This is a genomic window from Lysinibacillus capsici (assembly GCF_003367505.1).
In the GTDB taxonomy this organism is placed as follows: domain Bacteria; phylum Bacillota; class Bacilli; order Bacillales_A; family Planococcaceae; genus Lysinibacillus; species Lysinibacillus capsici.
On the sequence record NZ_PXXX01000011.1, the window covers coordinates 271,383 to 289,529 of the forward strand.

Genomic DNA, 18,147 nt, shown 5'->3' on the forward strand with positions numbered 1-18,147 from the left:
ACTTAACAGATAGATGAGTCAACAAGCCTATACAATGCCTTTTTATCGATTTTACCAACGCTTGTTTTCGGTAGTTCGTCTAAGAAAATCATTTGTTTTGGAATCTTATAACGTCCTAATTGTTGATGACATAGCTCATTAAGATCATCTAATAGAGAGGCTACTTGGTGGGGACAAACAATAAAAGCTGTCACGATCTCACCCCAATAGTCATCACCTACACCAATCACGGCCACCTCCCGCACATCTGGATGCCGTAGTAGACATTGTTCTACTTCCTGAGGATAGATATTTTCACCACCTGAAATTATCATTTCTTTTCTACGCCCAACAATATAAAAATCGCCTTCCGCATCCATCATCGCTAAATCCCCTGTTTTCAACCAGCCATCTTGCAGGATATTGGCAGTTTCTTGCTTGTTATTCCAGTAAAAGCGAAACATATGCTTCCCTCTTACCAATAGCTCTCCTACTTCTCCAGGTGCACAACTTTTTCCTGTATGACTGATGATTTTAGCTTCATTGAATTGCATGCTTTTCCCGACAGCCCCCTTTTTTGCATAGGCACGCTCTCGGTCAATATAAAAATTATTGGGTCCTGCTTCTGTTAAACCATATCCCTCTTTAAAAAATAATCCCTTATTATAAAAAGCATCGTAAATAGGATGAGGGCACGGGGCACCTCCAGATAAAAATACCTTCATGGAAGGAAATTGATTTTCCTGAAAATACTTCGTAGCAATCATTGCTTGATACATTGTTGGCACAAAAAGAGAAATTGTCGTTTGATATTGGTTCGTTGCTTGTAGTGCCTCTTCTGCATCAAATTTATCGCCAATAATGACGGTTCCTCCCGCCATCAGTAAGGGAATGCATAAAGCATTTAAGCCACCAGTATGAAACATCGGCATATAATTTAATGTCCGATCTTGAGCATGTAAACCCCAGCTAATAATAGTATTCATGGCATTCCAATTGACCGACTGAAAGGATAACACTACTCCCTTTGGCTGACCCGTCGTGCCTCCTGTATAAATCATTAACCATGGATCATCCACATCCACGTCTTGCCTACTTGGTTGTATCTCCTTCTCATGCTGGCTAACATGAAGTGAAAACATTTTTTCTAAAACTAAGGGACAATGACTATCCTCTTCGTATAATAGGATAGCAGGAGTCGCATCCTCCAAAATTTGTGTTAGCTCCTCCTTGCTTAAGCGCCAATTTAAAGGTACATAAATGAGCCCACGTAGCCCACAGGCAAATAAAACAGCAAACAATTGGATATGATTTTTCGCAAAAACAGCGACTCTACTTCCCTTTTGTAGCTGCTGCCGTTCGAAAAATTGACTCCATTTGCCGATTTCCTCAGATAATTGCTGGTAGGTCCATTGTTCCTTTGATGTTAAATTAATTAATGCGATGTGGTGAGGTGTTAAAGCTGCACGTTTTAAAATCCATTCTTGCTCAACAAACATCTTGACTACCCCCTATCACATCATAATTGCGCCATCCACATGCAGAGTATGCCCATGAACATAGGAGGCCTCATCAGATGCTAAAAATAAATAGGCATTGGCAATATCACGTGGTGTCCCTAGGCGTTGTAGGGGGACGATTGATCGCATTTGAGCCAAAATATTTTCAGGCATTTTTTTGACCATATCTGTTTCTGTAAAGCCAGGTGCCACTGCATTAACATTAATCCCCTTACGCCCTAACTCCTTCGCCCATGTTTTTGTCATACCTACAATCGCTGCTTTTGTCGCTGCATAATTAGTTTGACCAACATTGCCATATACTCCACTAACTGAGGATGTATTTATAATTTTGCCTCCACCTGCTGCCACCATATAGGGAATGACCTCCTGTGTACAATGGAAGACACCTGTCAAATTGACATCTAGTACCTGCTGAAATTGATCCTCCGTCATTTTTGTCAGCATCGCGTCTCTTGTAATCCCCGCATTATTCACTAAAATATCAATCCGTCCTGCCTGTTCGATCACTGCCGTCACCAGCTGATTAACGCTCTCTCTACTTGCGACATCTACTTGTATAAATACAGCATTTTCGCCTAGTTGTTGTGCTGCTAGAATGCCTGCTTTATCGTCATAATCGGCGATAAATACCCATGCCCCCTCCTCGATAAAACGCTCAGCAGCCGCATAGCCAATACCATTTGCAGCGCCTGTAATGATAGCCACTTTATTGTTCAAACGCATACTGTCTTCCTCCAATTTCTAAAAAGGCTTCAATTTCAGCTGTCAATTGTGCTAAATCATCGACCAAAGGCGAATGTCCACAATTTTTTAGGCTTACAAACTGTGCTGTTTTGCCTAAATCATGTAATATCTCTGCATTCATTTCCTCTGTAATCACCAAATCACGATCCCCTCGGAGCACTAAAATTGGGATATGAAGCAACATGGCCTCCCGAGAGCCTTTTGCCACCTCATTGTCAACAGCGCTTATATTAAATGTATTGAGTGCATGATATACTTCTGCTAAATTGCGCTGTGTAAGCATATCCTCTACATATTCTTGATATTTCCCCTCGTTTGGTCGATGATGCGTATAAATTAATGCATTCCATATAGACTGTAAGCCTTCCGCATTTTTTTCATCGTAGAAGCCTTGAATAAGCTTTGTTTTGGATGTATCCACCAATACCTCCTCATAATGATAGGCTCGCTTAAAGGAGGCTGGATTGCCTGTTCCTAAATCCGTGTAAAATGGATAACCACGTGTAGAAGCAGACGCAAGTAAAATTAGTCGTTGACAGTGTCCTGGATAATTTGCTACAAACTGCATACAGACAGCTCCACCTGTTGACCAGCCAATCATATCAAAGCTTTGCAGTTGCAGTGCATCCACAAATAGTTTGACATCATCACTAAAATCTTTAATAGCAGTGATTGGCTTAAGATAGGATGATTCACCAAAACCACGTAAATCTATCGCGTAAATGGTGTATTTCTCGTCTAAAGCATCCATCAGAATATCCCAATGCTTAGAAGATGTCATATTGCCATGTACCAACACTAAAGGATGACCTCCACCTGATCGCTTGCGATAGGCCATTGTTTCTCCATTTGCTAGTTGAATCGTTTTTACCATGCCATTTCCCCCTTATCCCCAACGTATTGTGATAGCTCCCCATACATAGCCAATGCCAGCACTAACAAGCGTCACAATATCGCCTGCTTGAATTTGCTTTTGCTCCTGTGCTAGCTGTAGGGACAATATTTGATCGATCTGACCTATATGTCCATAGTCTTGCAAATAAATAGACTGCTCCTGCTGTAAGCCAAGCTCTGTTAAAATATAATCATGTGCAGATCTTTTCATGTGCAACATCGCTAAATAATTTAGCTGATCGTCACTGTATCCACTTTTCGCTAAAGAACTGCGAATGACCTTCAAAAAATTGCTTAAAGATTTTTGTTCTAGCCGCTCCTTCATCCCAATGGGGTCCAAAACGTCAAGCTTATATAAATTTTCGGTTAAATGGGTTGGGGTTAATGGATTTTTCGTTCCCCCGACAGGCACGACTACATCCTCTGAGAAAGAACCATCCGTTATAATATCTGCCTCTAGTAGCAAATTTTTTTCATAGTTTTTTTGTAATAACATGGCCCCTCCACCAGCCGCTAAATTGTACATAAAGCGCGTTCGTGGATTGCTGTAATCGATAAAATCAACATTGCGATAACCACCTGCTAACAGAATGGTTCGTATCGTGTCATCTGAGGCCATTAGGCTTTTCGCCACTTTCAGCGCCATGATTGTAGTGCCGCAGCGTAATTGCACATCAAATGCCCATGCATTCACAGCACCAAGCTCCTCCTGCATTTTAATGGAGGCTGTCCAGAGTGGATATTCCTTATGTTCCTCCCCCATATAGATGACAACATCAATATCCTTAGGGTCTATATTCGCTTTTTGAATCGCCTCCTGTGCTGCCCATATACCCATTTGCACGGTATGATCAGACTTATCAGGAATTGGCTTTTCATGAATGCCCATTTTTTGACGGATAATGGCCTCAGGAATATTGGAAAGAGCCGCAATTTCCTGCGACGCCATCTTCTGTTGAGGTAGATAAATACCTGTACTAACAATACCAACTGTCATTCAAATCGCTCCTTTTCCTGAGGCAAGGGACCTGTCGTTTTTCGTTGCTTTAGCCTTCCTCGCCACTTCCCAAAGAGCAATCTTAATGAGCCAATAATACCTTTTGGGAAGAAGATAACGGCTAAAATATAGAGAATCCCGAAGAAGATAATCCAACGTTCGAAAATAGGATAATCTCGTGCAAGCCCCGACAGTGCATGTTGCGCATATTCAATGACCGCCGAGCCTAATAACGGCCCCACTAAAGTACCAACCCCACCGATAATCGTCATTAACAATGCATCCAGCGTAATATCCATGGCCATCACACTCGTGTTAACGAAGCGCAATGACACTGCATATAAGGAGCCAGCAAAACTTGCTACAATGCCTGCCACAACTGAGGCAATGACTTTATAATGCAACGTATTAAAGCCTAATGATTTGGTCCGCTGTTCATTTTCACGAACGGCAATTAAAATACGGCCTGTTGGTGAATTAACAAAGCGGTAGAGCGCCAAAAAGATGACAACCAAGCTTGCTAGCACAAAGAAATAGAAGGTCATTCGATCTCTAAATAGATCAGGTGCTCTGAATGTAAAGCCATCATTGCCATACGTAACAGAGCGCCACTTTTCAGCTAAGACTAAAAATAACCCCGAAAAGGCTAGCGTCAGCATCGCAAAAAAATGACTTTTTAAGCGTAAGGTTAATAAACCTACTAAAAAGCTAATGAAGCCTGCTAGTATCATACCAATCACGATGGACAGTACAAAGATCAAGAGTGTGTGATCCATCTGCTTAAGCATGACTGCTGTTGTGTAGGCACCTATGCCGAAGAACATGGCGTGCCCAAAGGAGACGATGCCTGTATAGCCTAGTAAAATATCATAGCTCATTGCCAATATCCCAAAAATAAAGATTTGTGTGAGTAAAATAAGTAGTGTCCTTGAATCATTGACAAAAGGAAGGATAATAAAAATGACAAGTAACAGGAAAAAAGCGAAAGCGCGTAAAGATATTTTGTTGTTCATGATGTCCGCTCCTTTCGCATCGCAAACAGCCCCTGAGGACGGAAAATTAAAACGATGGCCATTAAAATCATATTGACCGCCAGTGACAGCACAGGGACATAATAAGCCATAAAGCTACCTGCTAGCCCTACTAAAATCGCTGCAAGCAAGGAGCCGGAAAAACTACCCATACCGCCAATTACCACAACAATAAAGCCTAAAATGGCATACTCCATGCCCATTTCCGCATAAATCACACCTGAATAGGGAGCCATCAACATCCCACTAAGTGCCGCCAGAGCAGCGCCCACCATAAAGACGTATAAAAATACACGCTTAATATGAATACCGAGAGCCTGCGCCATTTCCTTATCCTGCACCCCAGCCCGAACGATCAAGCCAATCTTCGTACGCTTCAGCATGTATTGGAAAATACCAAAAATCACAAACCCTATGACAATAATAAATAAACGATATTTAATGATGATCACATCACCAATTTCCCAGCTACCTGCTAAATAACTTGGTGTTTTTACTGCCACCCCATTTGGTCCAAAGACCACCTTAATAAGCTCCTGCAACACGAGCATCAGCCCTAAGGTAATTAAAATTTGCTGAATATGATTGCCGTAAACAGGCGTAATAATGAATTTCTCTGTCAGCAGTCCAAGCAACGCTCCGGTCACAATCGCGCCTATAATCCCAACGATAAAACTTTCTGTCAACATATAGGTAAAGATGCCCGCATAGGCCCCCCAAACAAAGAGCCCACCATGCGCAAAATTCAATACATCCATTAAACCGAAAATTAATGTCAAACCAGCTGCTAGCAGAAAAATTAACATCCCAGTGGCCAAGCCATTAATGATTAAATTGACCAATAGCTCCAATGATAGTCACCCCCCTCTATCCAATGCCAAGATACTTGCGTTTTAGCTCTTCATCATCAATCAAATCCTGCATATTGCCCGAATTTACTGTTCTACCATCATCGATTAATGTATAGGTATCACCAATTCGACTAGCCATTATAAAGTTTTGCTCCACTAGAACAATGGACGTTTTCTTTTTCATTTCCACAATCGCTTCCATCACTTTTTCCACAACTATCGGAGCAAGTCCCTTGGAAGGCTCATCTATCAATATTAATTGGCTATCATTGATAAAGGCTCTTGCCATGGACAGCATTTGCTTTTGACCACCCGATAAATGCCCACCAGCCTTTTTCCAAAACTTCTTTAAGTCAGGAAACAGCTCTAGCACATATTGCTGTCTCTCTAATGTGGCTGTATCCTCCTTGCGCATCGCTACCTTCATGTTTTCCTCTACCGTTAAATCTGCAAAAATCCCTTGATTTTCAGGTACATAGCCGATTCCTAATTTCGCCACCTTATAGGTAGGACTTTTTTTAATCGATTGGGAGCGAAAGGCAATGTCACCCTTTGTTGCAGGCGTTAAACCCATTATTGTTTTCAGGGTGGTCGTTTTCCCTGCGCCATTGCGTCCGAGCAGTACTGTAACCTGCCCCTCCTTCGCTTCAAAATTAACGCCCTGCAAAATATGATATTGACCAATATGCGTGTGTACCTCATTTAATGTCAGTAAGGTGGTCATCGTACAGCCCTCCTAAATATGCATGTTGCACAGTATCATTATTCATAATTTCTTCTGGTGAGCCATCTGCTAATAGCTGACCATTGAACAACACCATAATAGAATCCGATAAATCCAAAATCATATCCATTTTGTGTTCAATGAGCAAAATGGTTTTATCCCCCTGCTGTTTTATGCTTCGAATAATTTCTAAAATCGTAGGTACTTCCTCTAATGACATCCCTGCAGTTGGTTCATCGAGCAGTAGAATTTCTGTATCTAACGCGAGTAGCATGGCAATCTCAAGCTTTCTTTTCTCTCCATGGGATAGCATTGTTGTCAGGGCATCTCGTTTATTGTCGAGTAACACAAGTGCCAATAACTCCTCCGCTTTGTCCGTAATCGCCTGATAGCTTTTGTAATGGCGGAATAGCTGATAACGAATTCTCTCCTTGGATTGGACGGCTAAACGAACATTTTCGAGAACCGTTAAGTTTGGAAAAACATTGGTAATCTGAAAAGATCGTCCCAATCCCATTCGAGTTCTTTCAATGGCCGACTTTTGTGCAAGTGATTGCCCTTTAAAATAAACATCACCCGCAGTTGGCTTTAGCTCACCACTAATCAAATTAAAGAAGGTTGTTTTCCCAGCACCATTCGGCCCAATAATGGACTTTAAATGCTTCTCAGGCATTTGAAAATTAACGCCATCTACAGCCGTATGTCCCCCAAAACGAATTGTTAAATTATCTGTATATAATATAGGCTCCATTCTCTACTCCCTTCCTTCTCACATTTATGTAGAGAGACAGCTATGCTGCCTCTCAATTCTTTAATTCATAACGGGCGGTGCTGTCTCTTCAGGACTAAGCTCCCGAATAAGTACTGGTACTGGATAATCCACACCATCTTGTTGCTCTAAGCGAATCGAATACATGGATTGTAGAGCCTGGTGATCCTCTTCACGGAATGTCATTGTCCCTTTTGGTGTTTCAAAGGACATACCTTCCATAACGTCGATTAATTTGTTGGCGTCTGCATCCCCATCCGATTGTTTCAATGCCTCCACAATAGCAATCGCCGCAGACATGCCGCCAGGCGTAAATAAGTCGGGCACTTCATTGAAACGTTTTTGATGTTCATCTACTAACCATTCATTGACATCATTTTGAGGAAGTGTATGATAATACACCGAGAAGCCTTCCATCCCAACCAATGGATTCATAAATTGAAGCGCAATAATATCCGGCGCACCCGTCGAAATTTTAATGCCCTTTTCTTGAATTTTAAGATCTGCAATTTGATTCCATGGTGAATTTGCTCCTGCCCAAACCACAAACAAATAGTCTGGCTTCGCATCAATCACTTTTTGCAAATTGGAAGTAAAATCTGTTGCAGCAGGATCTGCATACTCCTCTAGTACAATTTCAGCCCCTAATTTCTCCGCTGCCGTTTTAAAGGCATTCACACCATCCCAGCCAAACGAATAATCTGGCGCAAATGTAGCAATCTTCACACCTTTGCCTGCAATAGCCGCTGCCGCTGCATAGGCATCCTGTGATGAATTACGACCTGTTCGGAAAATATACTCATTGAACTCTGAACCTGTAATACTGTCAGCCACCGCAGGCTCTACCACCATAATTTTTTCATACTCCTCGGCAAGCGGTAGAACAGCGAGCGTATCTCCCGAGCTTGAAGAGCCGACTAAAAAATCAACCTGATCATCTTCTAAAAGCTTTGTCGCTTTTTGTACAGCCACCTCTGGCTTTGTTTCGGTATCCTCATATACAATTTCTATTTTCTTACCATTGACCTCCATCGTGCCGCCTGTTGCATACTCAATTCCTAAATCAAATCCTCGCTGCGTCTGCTTCCCATATGACTCAAGCGCCCCAGTTAACGATGCAAGTACACCAATCTTAATTGTGCCGCCTTCCGCAGTAACCGCCTTCGTCTCCCCATCAGAAGAATCCGCTTCCGTTGCACCCTCTTTCGTATCCCCATTACAAGCCACCAACACCACAGCCAACATCACTAAAAGAAACCAATACCACTGCTTCCTCATCCCATATCCCCCTTCAAAATAAGCTCCCTAGAAAGCGCTTTCTTGCTATGACAACACTATATAAAAGTCCAGTTACAAATTAGTTACAAGCTAGCTGGCTCAAATATAAGCCACCTAGCTCTGTCCCGAAAATGGAGCGAAGCAGAATGGCAACTAAACAACATTTCTTAAAACAAAAAGCAAGAATGTTTAGAAATCAACATTCTTGCTTTTTAGAGTCCACATCTATTTTTCTTATAATTTTTTTCTCATTCCCTACTGCATTTAATTGCAGTGATACATCGGATTCTTATTGCTCTTTTCCTTCTGCATAGCTTTATACCCCTAAATAAGATGACTTTTAATCGTACGCTTCATGATAACCATTCTTGTTTCAACATACTATACAATAATGAATCTCGCCAAACGCCATCTTTCATTAACATGTTTTCACGTAATATTCCTTCCTTTGACATTCCTATTTTCTCTAATACTTTGGATGATCCAATATTTCGAGGGTCGCATGTTGCATAAATACGATGGAGCTTTAATGTTTCAAAGCCGAAAGTCATCATCAATTTAGCACTCTGCGTTGCTATTCCCTTACCCCAATAATCAGGGTTCACGATATAGCCAATTTCCCCGACTTCATTTACAAAATCCCTGATCATCATTTCTACCGCACCTATTAATGTTTCTTGATGAATAATAGCAAAAACATATCGTTCCCTTGGTGTTTGTGTTGCTTCTTCGAGAGCATCCTGAATGAATTCTTTTGTATCCTCTTCTGAATTCGGTCCCCATGTTTGATACCTACAAACAACCTCCTGAGAGGCATATTTATGCACATCAACCCAGTCTTGCTGTCTGAATTCTCTTAAAAATAATTTATCATTTGCAAGTATCACTTTAATCCATCGCTCCCTCTACACGATTCAACCATTCACTCATCAGCTCGGTAAACAATTCAGGTTGCTCGATCTGCAAATTGTGGCCTGCTCTATCTAAAATGGCAAAGCTTGCTCTGGGAAACTTCTCTAGAAGTGATAACGCGTCCTTATAGCCAACCACAGAATCTTGTTTACCAAGCAAAAAGAGACTTGGCTTATCAAAGGACTTTTCGTCAACGGCAAAGGAAAATCCGTAGCTTTGCTGAATTTTTTCTAAAAATGCCTGATCTGCTAGATTACACCCTGCCAACACCTCTGTTGAATAACGCTCCCAATTATAGGCATCTAAGACAACTTGATTAGCCATAAAATCATCTTGCTCCTGCTGACTTAATGTTGATAAAAAAGCGGTGTCTGCTTGTACAATACAATGCGGTGGCACCGTACGTTGTTCTTTTTCAGGAATGATGAGAGGGCAAATAAAGGCAGTACCTAAAAGTTGATCCACTGATTTCCTCATAATACCGCGCGCTAAATAGCCACCATAAGATTCACCAACCAACAAGTACGATTCTTGTGGAATGATTGTGTGTATCAATTCGATAATCGCTTCTAGCATTTCATCCGAGTTTTGAATTGATGAATAGTCTGTTGTTTTTCCCATTCCCGGAAGATCCAGATAAATACGTTTCCACCCTTCACGTTCTTTAAAAACAGGCTCCATACAGCCCTTCATCAAACGATGATCAGGAGAAAAACCATGTAGCATGATGATAGGTATCCCTGTTCCAATTATTTCGTAGTAAATTTTCGCTTTATTTGTCTGACAAAATGGCATTGTTGTTCCTCCATATAGGTTACATTTTTATAGTATTGTCTACCCCACTGTTGGAGCGGATTGACATAGTTTATGAGTGAGTTCCTCATAGAATGAGCGCTTTGACTAGGAGGGGGCACCGCCTCTGTTGGAGTGTTTTCACATTACTTAGGAGCGGCTCTACTCTCTGTTGGAGCGGGTTTCCACATATGAATGAGCATTCCCACAATCAATGGAGCACTTCCAAACACTTGAGCAAGCCCATCCAATACAAAATCACTTCACCTAGCCTTAATAACAACACCAATTACCCCATTATCAAGTCATAGACCGTCATGGTGGATTCCATCGGGGTTGTGTTTAGCTCCTGTTGTAATTGCTGGACACATTTTTCATACCATTTTAAGGCAAGAGAACGATTATGGAGCTGGTAGTGGCTGTACATGAGCAGGCGATACGCTTCTTCCCAGAGTGCATCCTCGCGTAGCATCTTTTCTGCGAAAAAAATGGCTTTTTTATATTGCTGTTGCCTTGTTGCATTTTGTGCTAGTCGTTCCAAGACTTCGATATATAAAAATTGTAGCTTTTCACGGTCCTGCGTTAGCCTGTCGATTTGCTTTTTTTCCGCATAGAGCGCATCCGTATAGCTCGCTTCCGCTAATAAGAGCCACTCATTGGACAGCTGTGGATCAAATTCGTCGATTCCTAAGCTGTAATAATAGTGAAAACGTTCAACATCAATTTGGAGAAAAGCAATATTTTGTAACTGATACATATTATTTTTCCGCTGAATGAAAAAGCTCTCTTGTCTTGCATGTCGTTGCGGCTCCAACACTTTAAGTAACGTATTTAACACCACCTTAAAATCACGATCCAAGGACTCGACACTACGATCTGGCCATAATGCCTGTGCTATTTCTTCCTTTGGTGTAAAGCGATGGCGATGGCAATAGAGATATACGAATAATTCCTTTGATTTATCACGTTGCCATTCTTTGTCTTCTAGCTTTCGTTGTGAACGAATTAAATTTAAACTCCCGAAAAGATTCATCTGTATTTCATCATGCGGATAACTAATACTATCCTCGACCTGAAAATAATTTTGCAATGCTAATATAGCTGGATGCTTCATCTGGCATTTTTGACTAAATTGCAATAGCTCGTAAAAAACCATTCGATTGCTCGGACCAAGTATCGTTGGCCTTTGTAAGAAGTATTCATAGCCATTTGAGACACATAGTTGTGCAAACTGTTGAAAATACTGTTGAAACGGCTTCTTATTACACTCTTTCAGGGCAATCATTGATTGATAAAATAAGACATGCATCAAGCCATTGCGATCACCGCACTCCTGAAATAGTTGCTGTGTCTTCTTTAATAATTGCTTCGCTCTCTCTATTTCTTGCTCAGAAAGTATTATTTTTACTTCTGCTAAAAGAATAAGCGCTGTCATCCAAGCATCTTGAACTTGCTCCGTTTCCTGTAAGCCCAGTGCTAAGTATTTCTTAGCCGCCACCATATCTCCTAACAAATGTTTGACAATGGCTAACCCCATATATGGCTCCGCCTTCACACGAGAAATATTAATGGCATTCATGAGGGTCAACGCTTTTTCATAGGCTTGACATGCCCCATAATGATCTGGGAAATCCATTAACAGCAGGGCATGAGCCTTTCTGATATAGCCAACCGCCTCTATGAAAATAGACTTTTCTTTTATTCCTCTTCGAATGCCATGCTGGGCAGCATACCAGGCTTCTTTGCCTTGACCTAACAGTGCATAAACGAAAGCTGCTAGCAGTTCACTTTCTCGATGGGTTGCAACAAGCTGAGGCGGTAATTCAAGTCGCTGCGCTAATAACTCCTTGGCCTCCCGTAGTTGTCCTGTTCGTAGTAAAACACGTACATCAACATTTGCTCGCTGTATGACATCCTCTGGCAATGCGACGTCCTCCATAAAGAGCTGTGCACCCTTGGCCTTCCCTAGATTCACTAAATTTTCAGCGTATTGCCGTTGAAGTTCTAGTAATTCCTCTTTGCGCAATGGTGTATGTTTCGCTAGCTCTAATGCTTTCTCGAGATATGGCTCTGCTAAAGCAGGTTGAATGGTGTCTAAGTAAATATGGGCTATCCCAGCTTGTGACTTTGTCATAAATAGGTGATCCCGCTGCTGCTGTGCGAGGATTGCACATTTTTCATAGGATTGTTTCGCTTTTTCATAATAAGCTCGGTAGCGATGACATTCACCCTCAAAATAATTTAATTTATAAAATTTATCTTTTTCCTGTACAGTGAATCGATTGATTTTTTCGAGCAACCATTCAAATTGACCAGCCCGTACGATTGATTCTGCATGAAGCTGTAGGAGCTCTCCGCAGAAATGATGATCATTCGTTTTAAAGGCATGATACAGGACAGCTTGAATATTTTGATGTTCTACATAATACAATGCTGCTTGTTTATGAAGGTCCGCATGTTGTGTTGGATACTGTCGCCATTTCATTTCTAAAAATCGACTAAACAATGCATGAAAACGATAGAAGCCATCTGTTGTCACAGGTTGGATAAATAAATGACGCTGAGTTAATGCATTCAGCATTTGCGCAATCTCAGCGCCATAAAACGCTTTCAATAGCTCCGCAGAAAAGGTAGGAAAAATCGCTAATTTTAAGATCGTCTCCTGCTCAGTAGCAGTCATCCTACTATAAACTTCCTCTGATAAATATGTGAATAGCTCATTTGTGGGAATCGTCAGCCAATGATCTAGCGAAGCATGATGCCATTGCTCTGCCAATAAGGAAATGCTAATGGCCCAGCCTTCAGTGATCTCTAATACTTTTTTCATTTCAGCCTCGGATAAATGTACATCTACATATTCTTCAAAAAACACTGCAATCTCCTCAGTTGAAAATGCCAGTTCGTCCTCTTTTATAACGAGCCATCTTTTTTGTAGCTTTAATTTCCTCATAATATCCCAATTGGGTAGTGTTCTAGAAGCCAAAATAAAATGAATGCTGGGTGGAGCAAATTCAATGATTTTTTCCATGAAATAATTAATAGGAAAAACATGATCTACTAGGTGAAAGTCGTCAATCACGATGAGAAGAGGCTCGTCTAGATCGCAGAGGCAATTGACAAAAAGCTTATACCATCGATTGAGCTCATCCATTTTTGGAAAGCGCGATAATTGGTTCCACCCATCAAATGTATGACCAAAATTCGGTACGACGCGCTGTATACTAAAAAAGAAGTGCCTCAAAAAGGGTAATAAATTATCATCTTCATCAGAAATACTATACCAAGAAAACGTACTTGATTCGGTTGCAAGAAATTGAGTTAGAATGGTTGTTTTACCGTACCCTGCACCACTATGCAAGAAAGTACAAGTATGATGATGACTTTTCTTTAGCGTTCGCATTAGTGTTGCTCTATTAATACAATGCGTGGATGGATTGGGGGCCATACATTTTGATTGAATAATAATATCTGCTGTCATATAAACATAACCTCCATATTTTGTAAGGTTACAAAAATTTCTACAAAAATTCAGATTATTAAATTATTGACAGTTTACCATATTTTTTATGTATTTTTATAGATTTTATCCCCATTTTTTGCTTGAGGGATGGAAGTAGAATTTAGTTGGTATTTTCTTCCCAATTTTAGTATCCTGTTATATTACTAAAATTTAGAAGGAAAGTGGCTAAATGAACCGCCTTTAAATATAGAGATTATACGAGTTCCGATTATAATGGAACTGCTTTACCGAGCGAAGGAATTTGAGTGAAGTATGGATATGTGGTTATTGCAATTCCAAAAGACTTAGTACCATTTATGAAAGAAAATTTAACAGTGGCAACTAGCAAGGCTATTCTTGCTATAAAGGAAGCATTACTTCATTTTCCCACACAATACGCCTCCATTTTTATTGATCAAGCAGTCTTAGAATTTGGCATTAGACATGTAGATGTATCGTTTCATTGGCAACCTACTTTAGCAAAAAATTAGGCTTAAAAAAATTCCCGATTATCAACTCAATGATAATCGGGATCATTAGCTACGTTTATAGTAATTCTTTACGTAATTCAGCAGCTGATTTTGGCGAAAGTAGGCTGAATGGGATATCAAATACTGTTTTCGCCCCTTTATCACCCGCTTGACTTAAACGGTGTGCTGCACGTGCATAAGCCACTAATACGCTAGATGTAAAGTTTGGATTACTGTCCAGTTTTAATGAGAATTCGAGAATTTGTTTATCGTTTGCACCACTGTCACCACTGCGAATGACAAAACCACCATGTGGCATACCAGTATGATTTGCTTTAAATTCATCTTCAGAAATGAAGTTCACTGTTGTGTCATATTCATCGAAATAGTTAGGCATTGTGACAATTTCTTGTTCAACCTTTGTTGCATCTGCACCTTCTTCTAATACAACCCAACATTCACGTGCATGTTTTTCACGTGTTGTTAGTTCAGGGTTTTCACCGTTACGAACTCGTTCTACCGCTTCTTTTATCGGTAATGTGTATTGAACAGCATTTTTTACGCCTTCAATACGACGAACAGCATCTGAATGTCCTTGACTTAGGCCATCGCCCCAGAATGTATATGTTGTACCAACTGGTAATACTGATTCTCCAAGTAGACGATTTAAAGAGAATAGACCTGGATCCCAACCAACTGAGATAACAGATACTTTACCAGATTTTTGTGCCGCTGCATCTACAGCATCGAAAAATTCAGGAATTTTCGCATGTGTATCGAAGCTATCAATTGTATTAAACCATTGTGCAAAATGTGGACCTTGCTCTGGTAAATCTGTTGCAGAACCACCACATAAAATCATAACATCAATGTCGTTTTGGAATTTTTCAGCGTCATCTACTAAATATACGCTTGCATTGCTTGCTACGTTTACTGTTGAAGGATCACGTCGTGTGAATACTGCTACTAATTCCATATCTGGATTTTGTGAAATGGCATACTCCACACCACGTCCTAAATTTCCATATCCTACAATACCTACTCGAATTGCACTCATTAAAAATTCCTCCTAACGATTTCGCGACTTTGTGAAAACTTTCACGTTAAATCTAATTACAATAATACTTCGTGTTAGAAAAATTCACAATAGTTTGAGTATGAGTTTTTTAAAAAGAATTTATATCAGTTTTCTATGGTTTTTATCCCATAATGGTATGAATACGGTTACAAATCACTAAATTTTCCATGAACCTTAAAGTTATTGTAAAAGGCTTGTAAATAACGGCTATTTTCCCACTTAGTCTTGTACAATAACTGTAACGACAAAAGGGGGCATGTTGAATGAAAAGTACTGGTTACTCATCAAGCACAGCATTGGCACAAGGAGAACTACTTGCATTCCATATGACACAAAACTCAATGAACAAGCATAGTGAATCGATACAAAGTGGCAGTAAGCAACAAGGAGATTTTCCAACAAATAATCATTTATGTATCGGCGTTTTACCTTTTGACGTTTTAGAAAACATCCCTGACCTCTCCATCCAAAAAAACAAGGTAAATGAAGTGGACTTTTACCATAGTGGTAAGGATATCGCTCGCTGGTTAATTAAAAAAAGTGAATACAACAAAAATGGATTTGACTTCATTTAAAGAAGTCAAATCCTTTTTAATTTATAACTTATAAAATTGAATTAATTCCCTCAGCTGATCTGCACTAATAGGCAACCTTTATGGAATGGTTGTTATCATAGTACTTCCTGTGCCAGTTGTGCGAGACGATTTTTATCAATAATTTGGTAGCCTGTCTTACGCTTTTCCAATATCCTTTCATCACAAAACTGTGCCAAGACATATAGTAAATGGCGATAAGAGACCCCTAAATATTCGCAGATTTCCGTATGTTTTTCCTTGTAGACACCTTGGTCGGCTGATAATTGGATAAAGGCTGCTAAGCGATTTTCCAGCGGATAGGCCTGATTTTGTGTATATTTAGATGTCATTTTTGTCGCTTTTTCCCCTAAAAATACACAAAGTCTACGTAAAAACAAAGCATCCGCAAGTAACTTCTCCTTACATGACTGTGTAATCGAATAGCAAATTGTTTTGGTGACGGTTTGTATCCCCTTTGTATACCTAGCCTCATTTAACAATTCAATTTCCCCCATAAAAAGAGGAGCCTCTAGGTATTCAATAAGTGAAACCTTCCCATTTTTATGTGTCATATAGAGCTTCGCCTTTCCTTCTATCATGTAATACACGGTGTCTGGAAAGGAGCCTTCCTGGAAGATCCACTCCCCCTTGTCAAACTGGCGGACTTCTAAATAGGGATTGATATCAAATGAGAAAAAATCATCAATCGGATATTTTTCAAGATAATGGGTACGGGCTTCAGCTGTTAAAATATGCATTTTTTACTCTCTCCTATAAAAAATATGAGATATCTCACATTATTGTAGCGATGAACATGCTATTATTCAACATAGTTAATGGAGGTACGGAAATTATATGAACAATCAACGATGGCTTTCTCAGAATTTCTTTACATTTTTTATCACTTGGGGCATTTTCTTACCCTACTGGACAGGTTGGCTGGTGGATGCGAAACATCTAACCGTCTCGCAGGCAAGTGTCGTGATGGGCTGTGGGCTCCTAGCTCGTGCCACATCCAATCTCTTCTTCTTCCCAACACTTGCAAAATACGTACACAATAAACGACTCATTACAATTTTAGCAATAGGCTCGTTGCTAACTGCCTTGCTCTATATTCCAAGCACAGGCTTTACAGCATTATTAATCGTGACCATTTTATTTAGTGTTTTTTACCCAGCGCTATTACCTGCTGTGGAAAGCAGTGCCGCTACGCTTGTGCAGTATGGCAATATTCATTATGGTAAAAGCCGTTCCTATGGTTCATTTGGCTTTGTCATCGCTGTTTTAATTATTAGTATGCTGACCGGCGTTTTTGGAAAGAACATCATCTTCTGGAGCATGATTATAGGGTTGGTGGGCATGTTACTTATGCAACAATTAGCAACACCAAAGGAATTACTCGTAGTACCAACAAAAGAACAGCGTGCAAAATCATTGTCGATGAAAACACTATGGACTATCAAAGGCTTCCCGATTGTTTTATTCATCGTGATCTTGCTACAGGGTGCACATGCCTCCTATTATAGCTACGGTTATATTTATTTAGAAGATTTACAGGTTGATCCATTCTATATGGGTATGATTATTAATATCGCTGTTATTTGCGAAATTCTTTACTTTATGAAGGCTGATACGTTATTGACGAAATGGCGCTCATCATCCTTATTACTCTTAGCAGCGAGCGGCTCTTCCCTACGTTGGTTACTTATCTTTTTGTTCCCAAATGTCTGGGTATTTATCGCTTCTCAAACCTTGCACGCATTATCCTTTGCATTAGCCCATTTTGCCTTTATTCGCTACTTAACAAAAGCGCTACCAAAGGAACAAATCCCCAATGCACAAGGTTTATACTCTGCATTAGCTATGGGCTTAAGTACCGCCATCCTTACATTTTTAGGTGGCTATTTATACGAAATATCACCAGGTCTGTCCTTCGCAGCCATGCTCATTTGTACAATACCAGCCATCGCTATTTTGCTAATGACACGCAAAAAATATCAATATTAAACTAAAAGCAGGTGAGAACTTCCT

17 protein-coding genes are annotated in these 18,147 nt (G+C 40.2%); 3 read left to right on the plus strand and 14 right to left on the minus strand.

Annotation, left to right across the window (positions count from 1 at the left end; all coding sequences use genetic code 11):
• Positions 1-2: 2 nt before the first annotated feature.
• The 12 genes from C7B89_RS10460 to C7B89_RS10515 all read right to left on the minus strand — a co-directional run bounded on the left by C7B89_RS10460 (position 3) and on the right by C7B89_RS10515 (position 13,972).
• On the minus strand, positions 3-1,478 hold the full coding sequence (locus C7B89_RS10460; RefSeq protein ID WP_112118563.1) for a class I adenylate-forming enzyme family protein: 1,476 nt from the start codon (positions 1,476-1,478) through the stop codon (positions 3-5).
• 15 nt (positions 1,479-1,493) lie between these two features.
• On the minus strand, positions 1,494-2,225 hold the full coding sequence (gene fabG, locus C7B89_RS10465) for a 3-oxoacyl-ACP reductase FabG (RefSeq protein ID WP_048393085.1): 732 nt from the start codon (positions 2,223-2,225) through the stop codon (positions 1,494-1,496).
• Complete coding sequence (gene phaZ, locus C7B89_RS10470; RefSeq protein ID WP_066036674.1) at positions 2,209-3,120, minus strand: intracellular short-chain-length polyhydroxyalkanoate depolymerase; 912 nt, start codon at positions 3,118-3,120, stop codon at positions 2,209-2,211. Before phaZ ends, fabG begins: the two co-directional genes overlap by 17 nt.
• Before the next feature lie 12 nt (positions 3,121-3,132).
• Positions 3,133-4,137 (minus strand): 3-oxoacyl-ACP synthase, encoded by a 1,005-nt coding sequence (locus C7B89_RS10475; RefSeq protein WP_054550242.1) that lies wholly within the window; start codon positions 4,135-4,137, stop codon positions 3,133-3,135.
• The gene (locus tag C7B89_RS10480; RefSeq protein ID WP_115673665.1) at positions 4,134-5,150 is read right to left on the minus strand and encodes a branched-chain amino acid ABC transporter permease; all 1,017 of its coding nucleotides are present in this window, start codon (positions 5,148-5,150) and stop codon (positions 4,134-4,136) included. Before C7B89_RS10480 ends, C7B89_RS10475 begins: the two co-directional genes overlap by 4 nt.
• The gene (locus C7B89_RS10485) at positions 5,147-6,019 is read right to left on the minus strand and encodes a branched-chain amino acid ABC transporter permease (RefSeq protein ID WP_004227888.1); all 873 of its coding nucleotides are present in this window, start codon (positions 6,017-6,019) and stop codon (positions 5,147-5,149) included. The genes C7B89_RS10480 and C7B89_RS10485 overlap by 4 nt, the downstream gene beginning before the upstream one ends.
• A gap of 16 nt (positions 6,020-6,035) precedes the next feature.
• Complete coding sequence (locus C7B89_RS10490) at positions 6,036-6,743, minus strand: ABC transporter ATP-binding protein (RefSeq protein ID WP_054550244.1); 708 nt, start codon at positions 6,741-6,743, stop codon at positions 6,036-6,038.
• Positions 6,718-7,494 (minus strand): ABC transporter ATP-binding protein, encoded by a 777-nt coding sequence (locus tag C7B89_RS10495; RefSeq protein WP_004227883.1) that lies wholly within the window; start codon positions 7,492-7,494, stop codon positions 6,718-6,720. The genes C7B89_RS10490 and C7B89_RS10495 overlap by 26 nt, the downstream gene beginning before the upstream one ends.
• A gap of 60 nt (positions 7,495-7,554) precedes the next feature.
• On the minus strand, positions 7,555-8,790 hold the full coding sequence (locus C7B89_RS10500) for a substrate-binding domain-containing protein (RefSeq protein WP_115673666.1): 1,236 nt from the start codon (positions 8,788-8,790) through the stop codon (positions 7,555-7,557).
• A gap of 353 nt (positions 8,791-9,143) precedes the next feature.
• The gene (locus C7B89_RS10505) at positions 9,144-9,677 is read right to left on the minus strand and encodes a GNAT family N-acetyltransferase (protein ID WP_009371725.1); all 534 of its coding nucleotides are present in this window, start codon (positions 9,675-9,677) and stop codon (positions 9,144-9,146) included.
• Between the two features lies 1 nt (position 9,678).
• Positions 9,679-10,497 carry an alpha/beta fold hydrolase gene (locus tag C7B89_RS10510; protein WP_115673667.1) on the minus strand — a complete coding sequence of 273 codons (819 nt, stop codon included), beginning with the start codon at positions 10,495-10,497 and terminating at the stop codon, positions 9,679-9,681.
• 286 nt (positions 10,498-10,783) lie between these two features.
• Positions 10,784-13,972 (minus strand): winged helix-turn-helix domain-containing protein, encoded by a 3,189-nt coding sequence (locus C7B89_RS10515; protein WP_115673668.1) that lies wholly within the window; start codon positions 13,970-13,972, stop codon positions 10,784-10,786.
• Positions 13,973-14,259: 287 nt separating this feature from the next.
• On the opposite strand from C7B89_RS10515, the gene C7B89_RS10520 reads away from it, so the two are divergent.
• Positions 14,260-14,484 carry a hypothetical protein gene (locus C7B89_RS10520; protein ID WP_115673669.1) on the plus strand — a complete coding sequence of 75 codons (225 nt, stop codon included), beginning with the start codon at positions 14,260-14,262 and terminating at the stop codon, positions 14,482-14,484.
• 55 nt (positions 14,485-14,539) lie between these two features.
• On the opposite strand, the gene C7B89_RS10525 is transcribed toward C7B89_RS10520, so the two are convergent.
• Complete coding sequence (locus C7B89_RS10525) at positions 14,540-15,520, minus strand: diaminopimelate dehydrogenase (protein ID WP_009371727.1); 981 nt, start codon at positions 15,518-15,520, stop codon at positions 14,540-14,542.
• A gap of 284 nt (positions 15,521-15,804) precedes the next feature.
• Between C7B89_RS10525 and C7B89_RS10530 the strand changes: the two genes are divergently transcribed.
• The gene (locus C7B89_RS10530) at positions 15,805-16,116 is read left to right on the plus strand and encodes a hypothetical protein (protein WP_048393103.1); all 312 of its coding nucleotides are present in this window, start codon (positions 15,805-15,807) and stop codon (positions 16,114-16,116) included.
• A gap of 95 nt (positions 16,117-16,211) precedes the next feature.
• Here the strand turns inward: C7B89_RS10530 and yeiL are convergent, their stop codons facing one another.
• Positions 16,212-16,874 carry a transcriptional regulator YeiL gene (yeiL, locus tag C7B89_RS10535; protein ID WP_054550251.1) on the minus strand — a complete coding sequence of 221 codons (663 nt, stop codon included), beginning with the start codon at positions 16,872-16,874 and terminating at the stop codon, positions 16,212-16,214.
• 97 nt (positions 16,875-16,971) lie between these two features.
• Between yeiL and C7B89_RS10540 the strand changes: the two genes are divergently transcribed.
• Positions 16,972-18,123 carry an MFS transporter gene (locus C7B89_RS10540; RefSeq protein ID WP_048393107.1) on the plus strand — a complete coding sequence of 384 codons (1,152 nt, stop codon included), beginning with the start codon at positions 16,972-16,974 and terminating at the stop codon, positions 18,121-18,123.
• The last annotated feature ends 24 nt before the right edge of the window (positions 18,124-18,147 follow it).

Coding starts and splice junctions, on each gene's coding strand:
- C7B89_RS10510 (WP_115673667.1), bottom strand. CDS start 10,497: ATGCCATTTTGTCAGACAAATAAAGCGAAAATTTACTACGAAATAATT.
- yeiL (WP_054550251.1), bottom strand. CDS start 16,874: ATGCATATTTTAACAGCTGAAGCCCGTACCCATTATCTTGAAAAATAT.
- fabG (WP_048393085.1), bottom strand. CDS start 2,225: ATGCGTTTGAACAATAAAGTGGCTATCATTACAGGCGCTGCAAATGGT.
- C7B89_RS10495 (WP_004227883.1), bottom strand. CDS start 7,494: ATGGAGCCTATATTATATACAGATAATTTAACAATTCGTTTTGGGGGA.
- C7B89_RS10525 (WP_009371727.1), bottom strand. CDS start 15,520: ATGAGTGCAATTCGAGTAGGTATTGTAGGATATGGAAATTTAGGACGT.
- C7B89_RS10515 (WP_115673668.1), bottom strand. CDS start 13,972: ATGACAGCAGATATTATTATTCAATCAAAATGTATGGCCCCCAATCCA.
- C7B89_RS10500 (WP_115673666.1), bottom strand. CDS start 8,790: ATGAGGAAGCAGTGGTATTGGTTTCTTTTAGTGATGTTGGCTGTGGTG.
- C7B89_RS10460 (WP_112118563.1), bottom strand. CDS start 1,478: ATGTTTGTTGAGCAAGAATGGATTTTAAAACGTGCAGCTTTAACACCT.
- C7B89_RS10475 (WP_054550242.1), bottom strand. CDS start 4,137: ATGACAGTTGGTATTGTTAGTACAGGTATTTATCTACCTCAACAGAAG.
- C7B89_RS10540 (WP_048393107.1), top strand. CDS start 16,972: ATGAACAATCAACGATGGCTTTCTCAGAATTTCTTTACATTTTTTATC.
- C7B89_RS10530 (WP_048393103.1), top strand. CDS start 15,805: ATGAAAAGTACTGGTTACTCATCAAGCACAGCATTGGCACAAGGAGAA.
- phaZ (WP_066036674.1), bottom strand. CDS start 3,120: ATGGTAAAAACGATTCAACTAGCAAATGGAGAAACAATGGCCTATCGC.
- C7B89_RS10480 (WP_115673665.1), bottom strand. CDS start 5,150: ATGAACAACAAAATATCTTTACGCGCTTTCGCTTTTTTCCTGTTACTT.
- C7B89_RS10490 (WP_054550244.1), bottom strand. CDS start 6,743: ATGACCACCTTACTGACATTAAATGAGGTACACACGCATATTGGTCAA.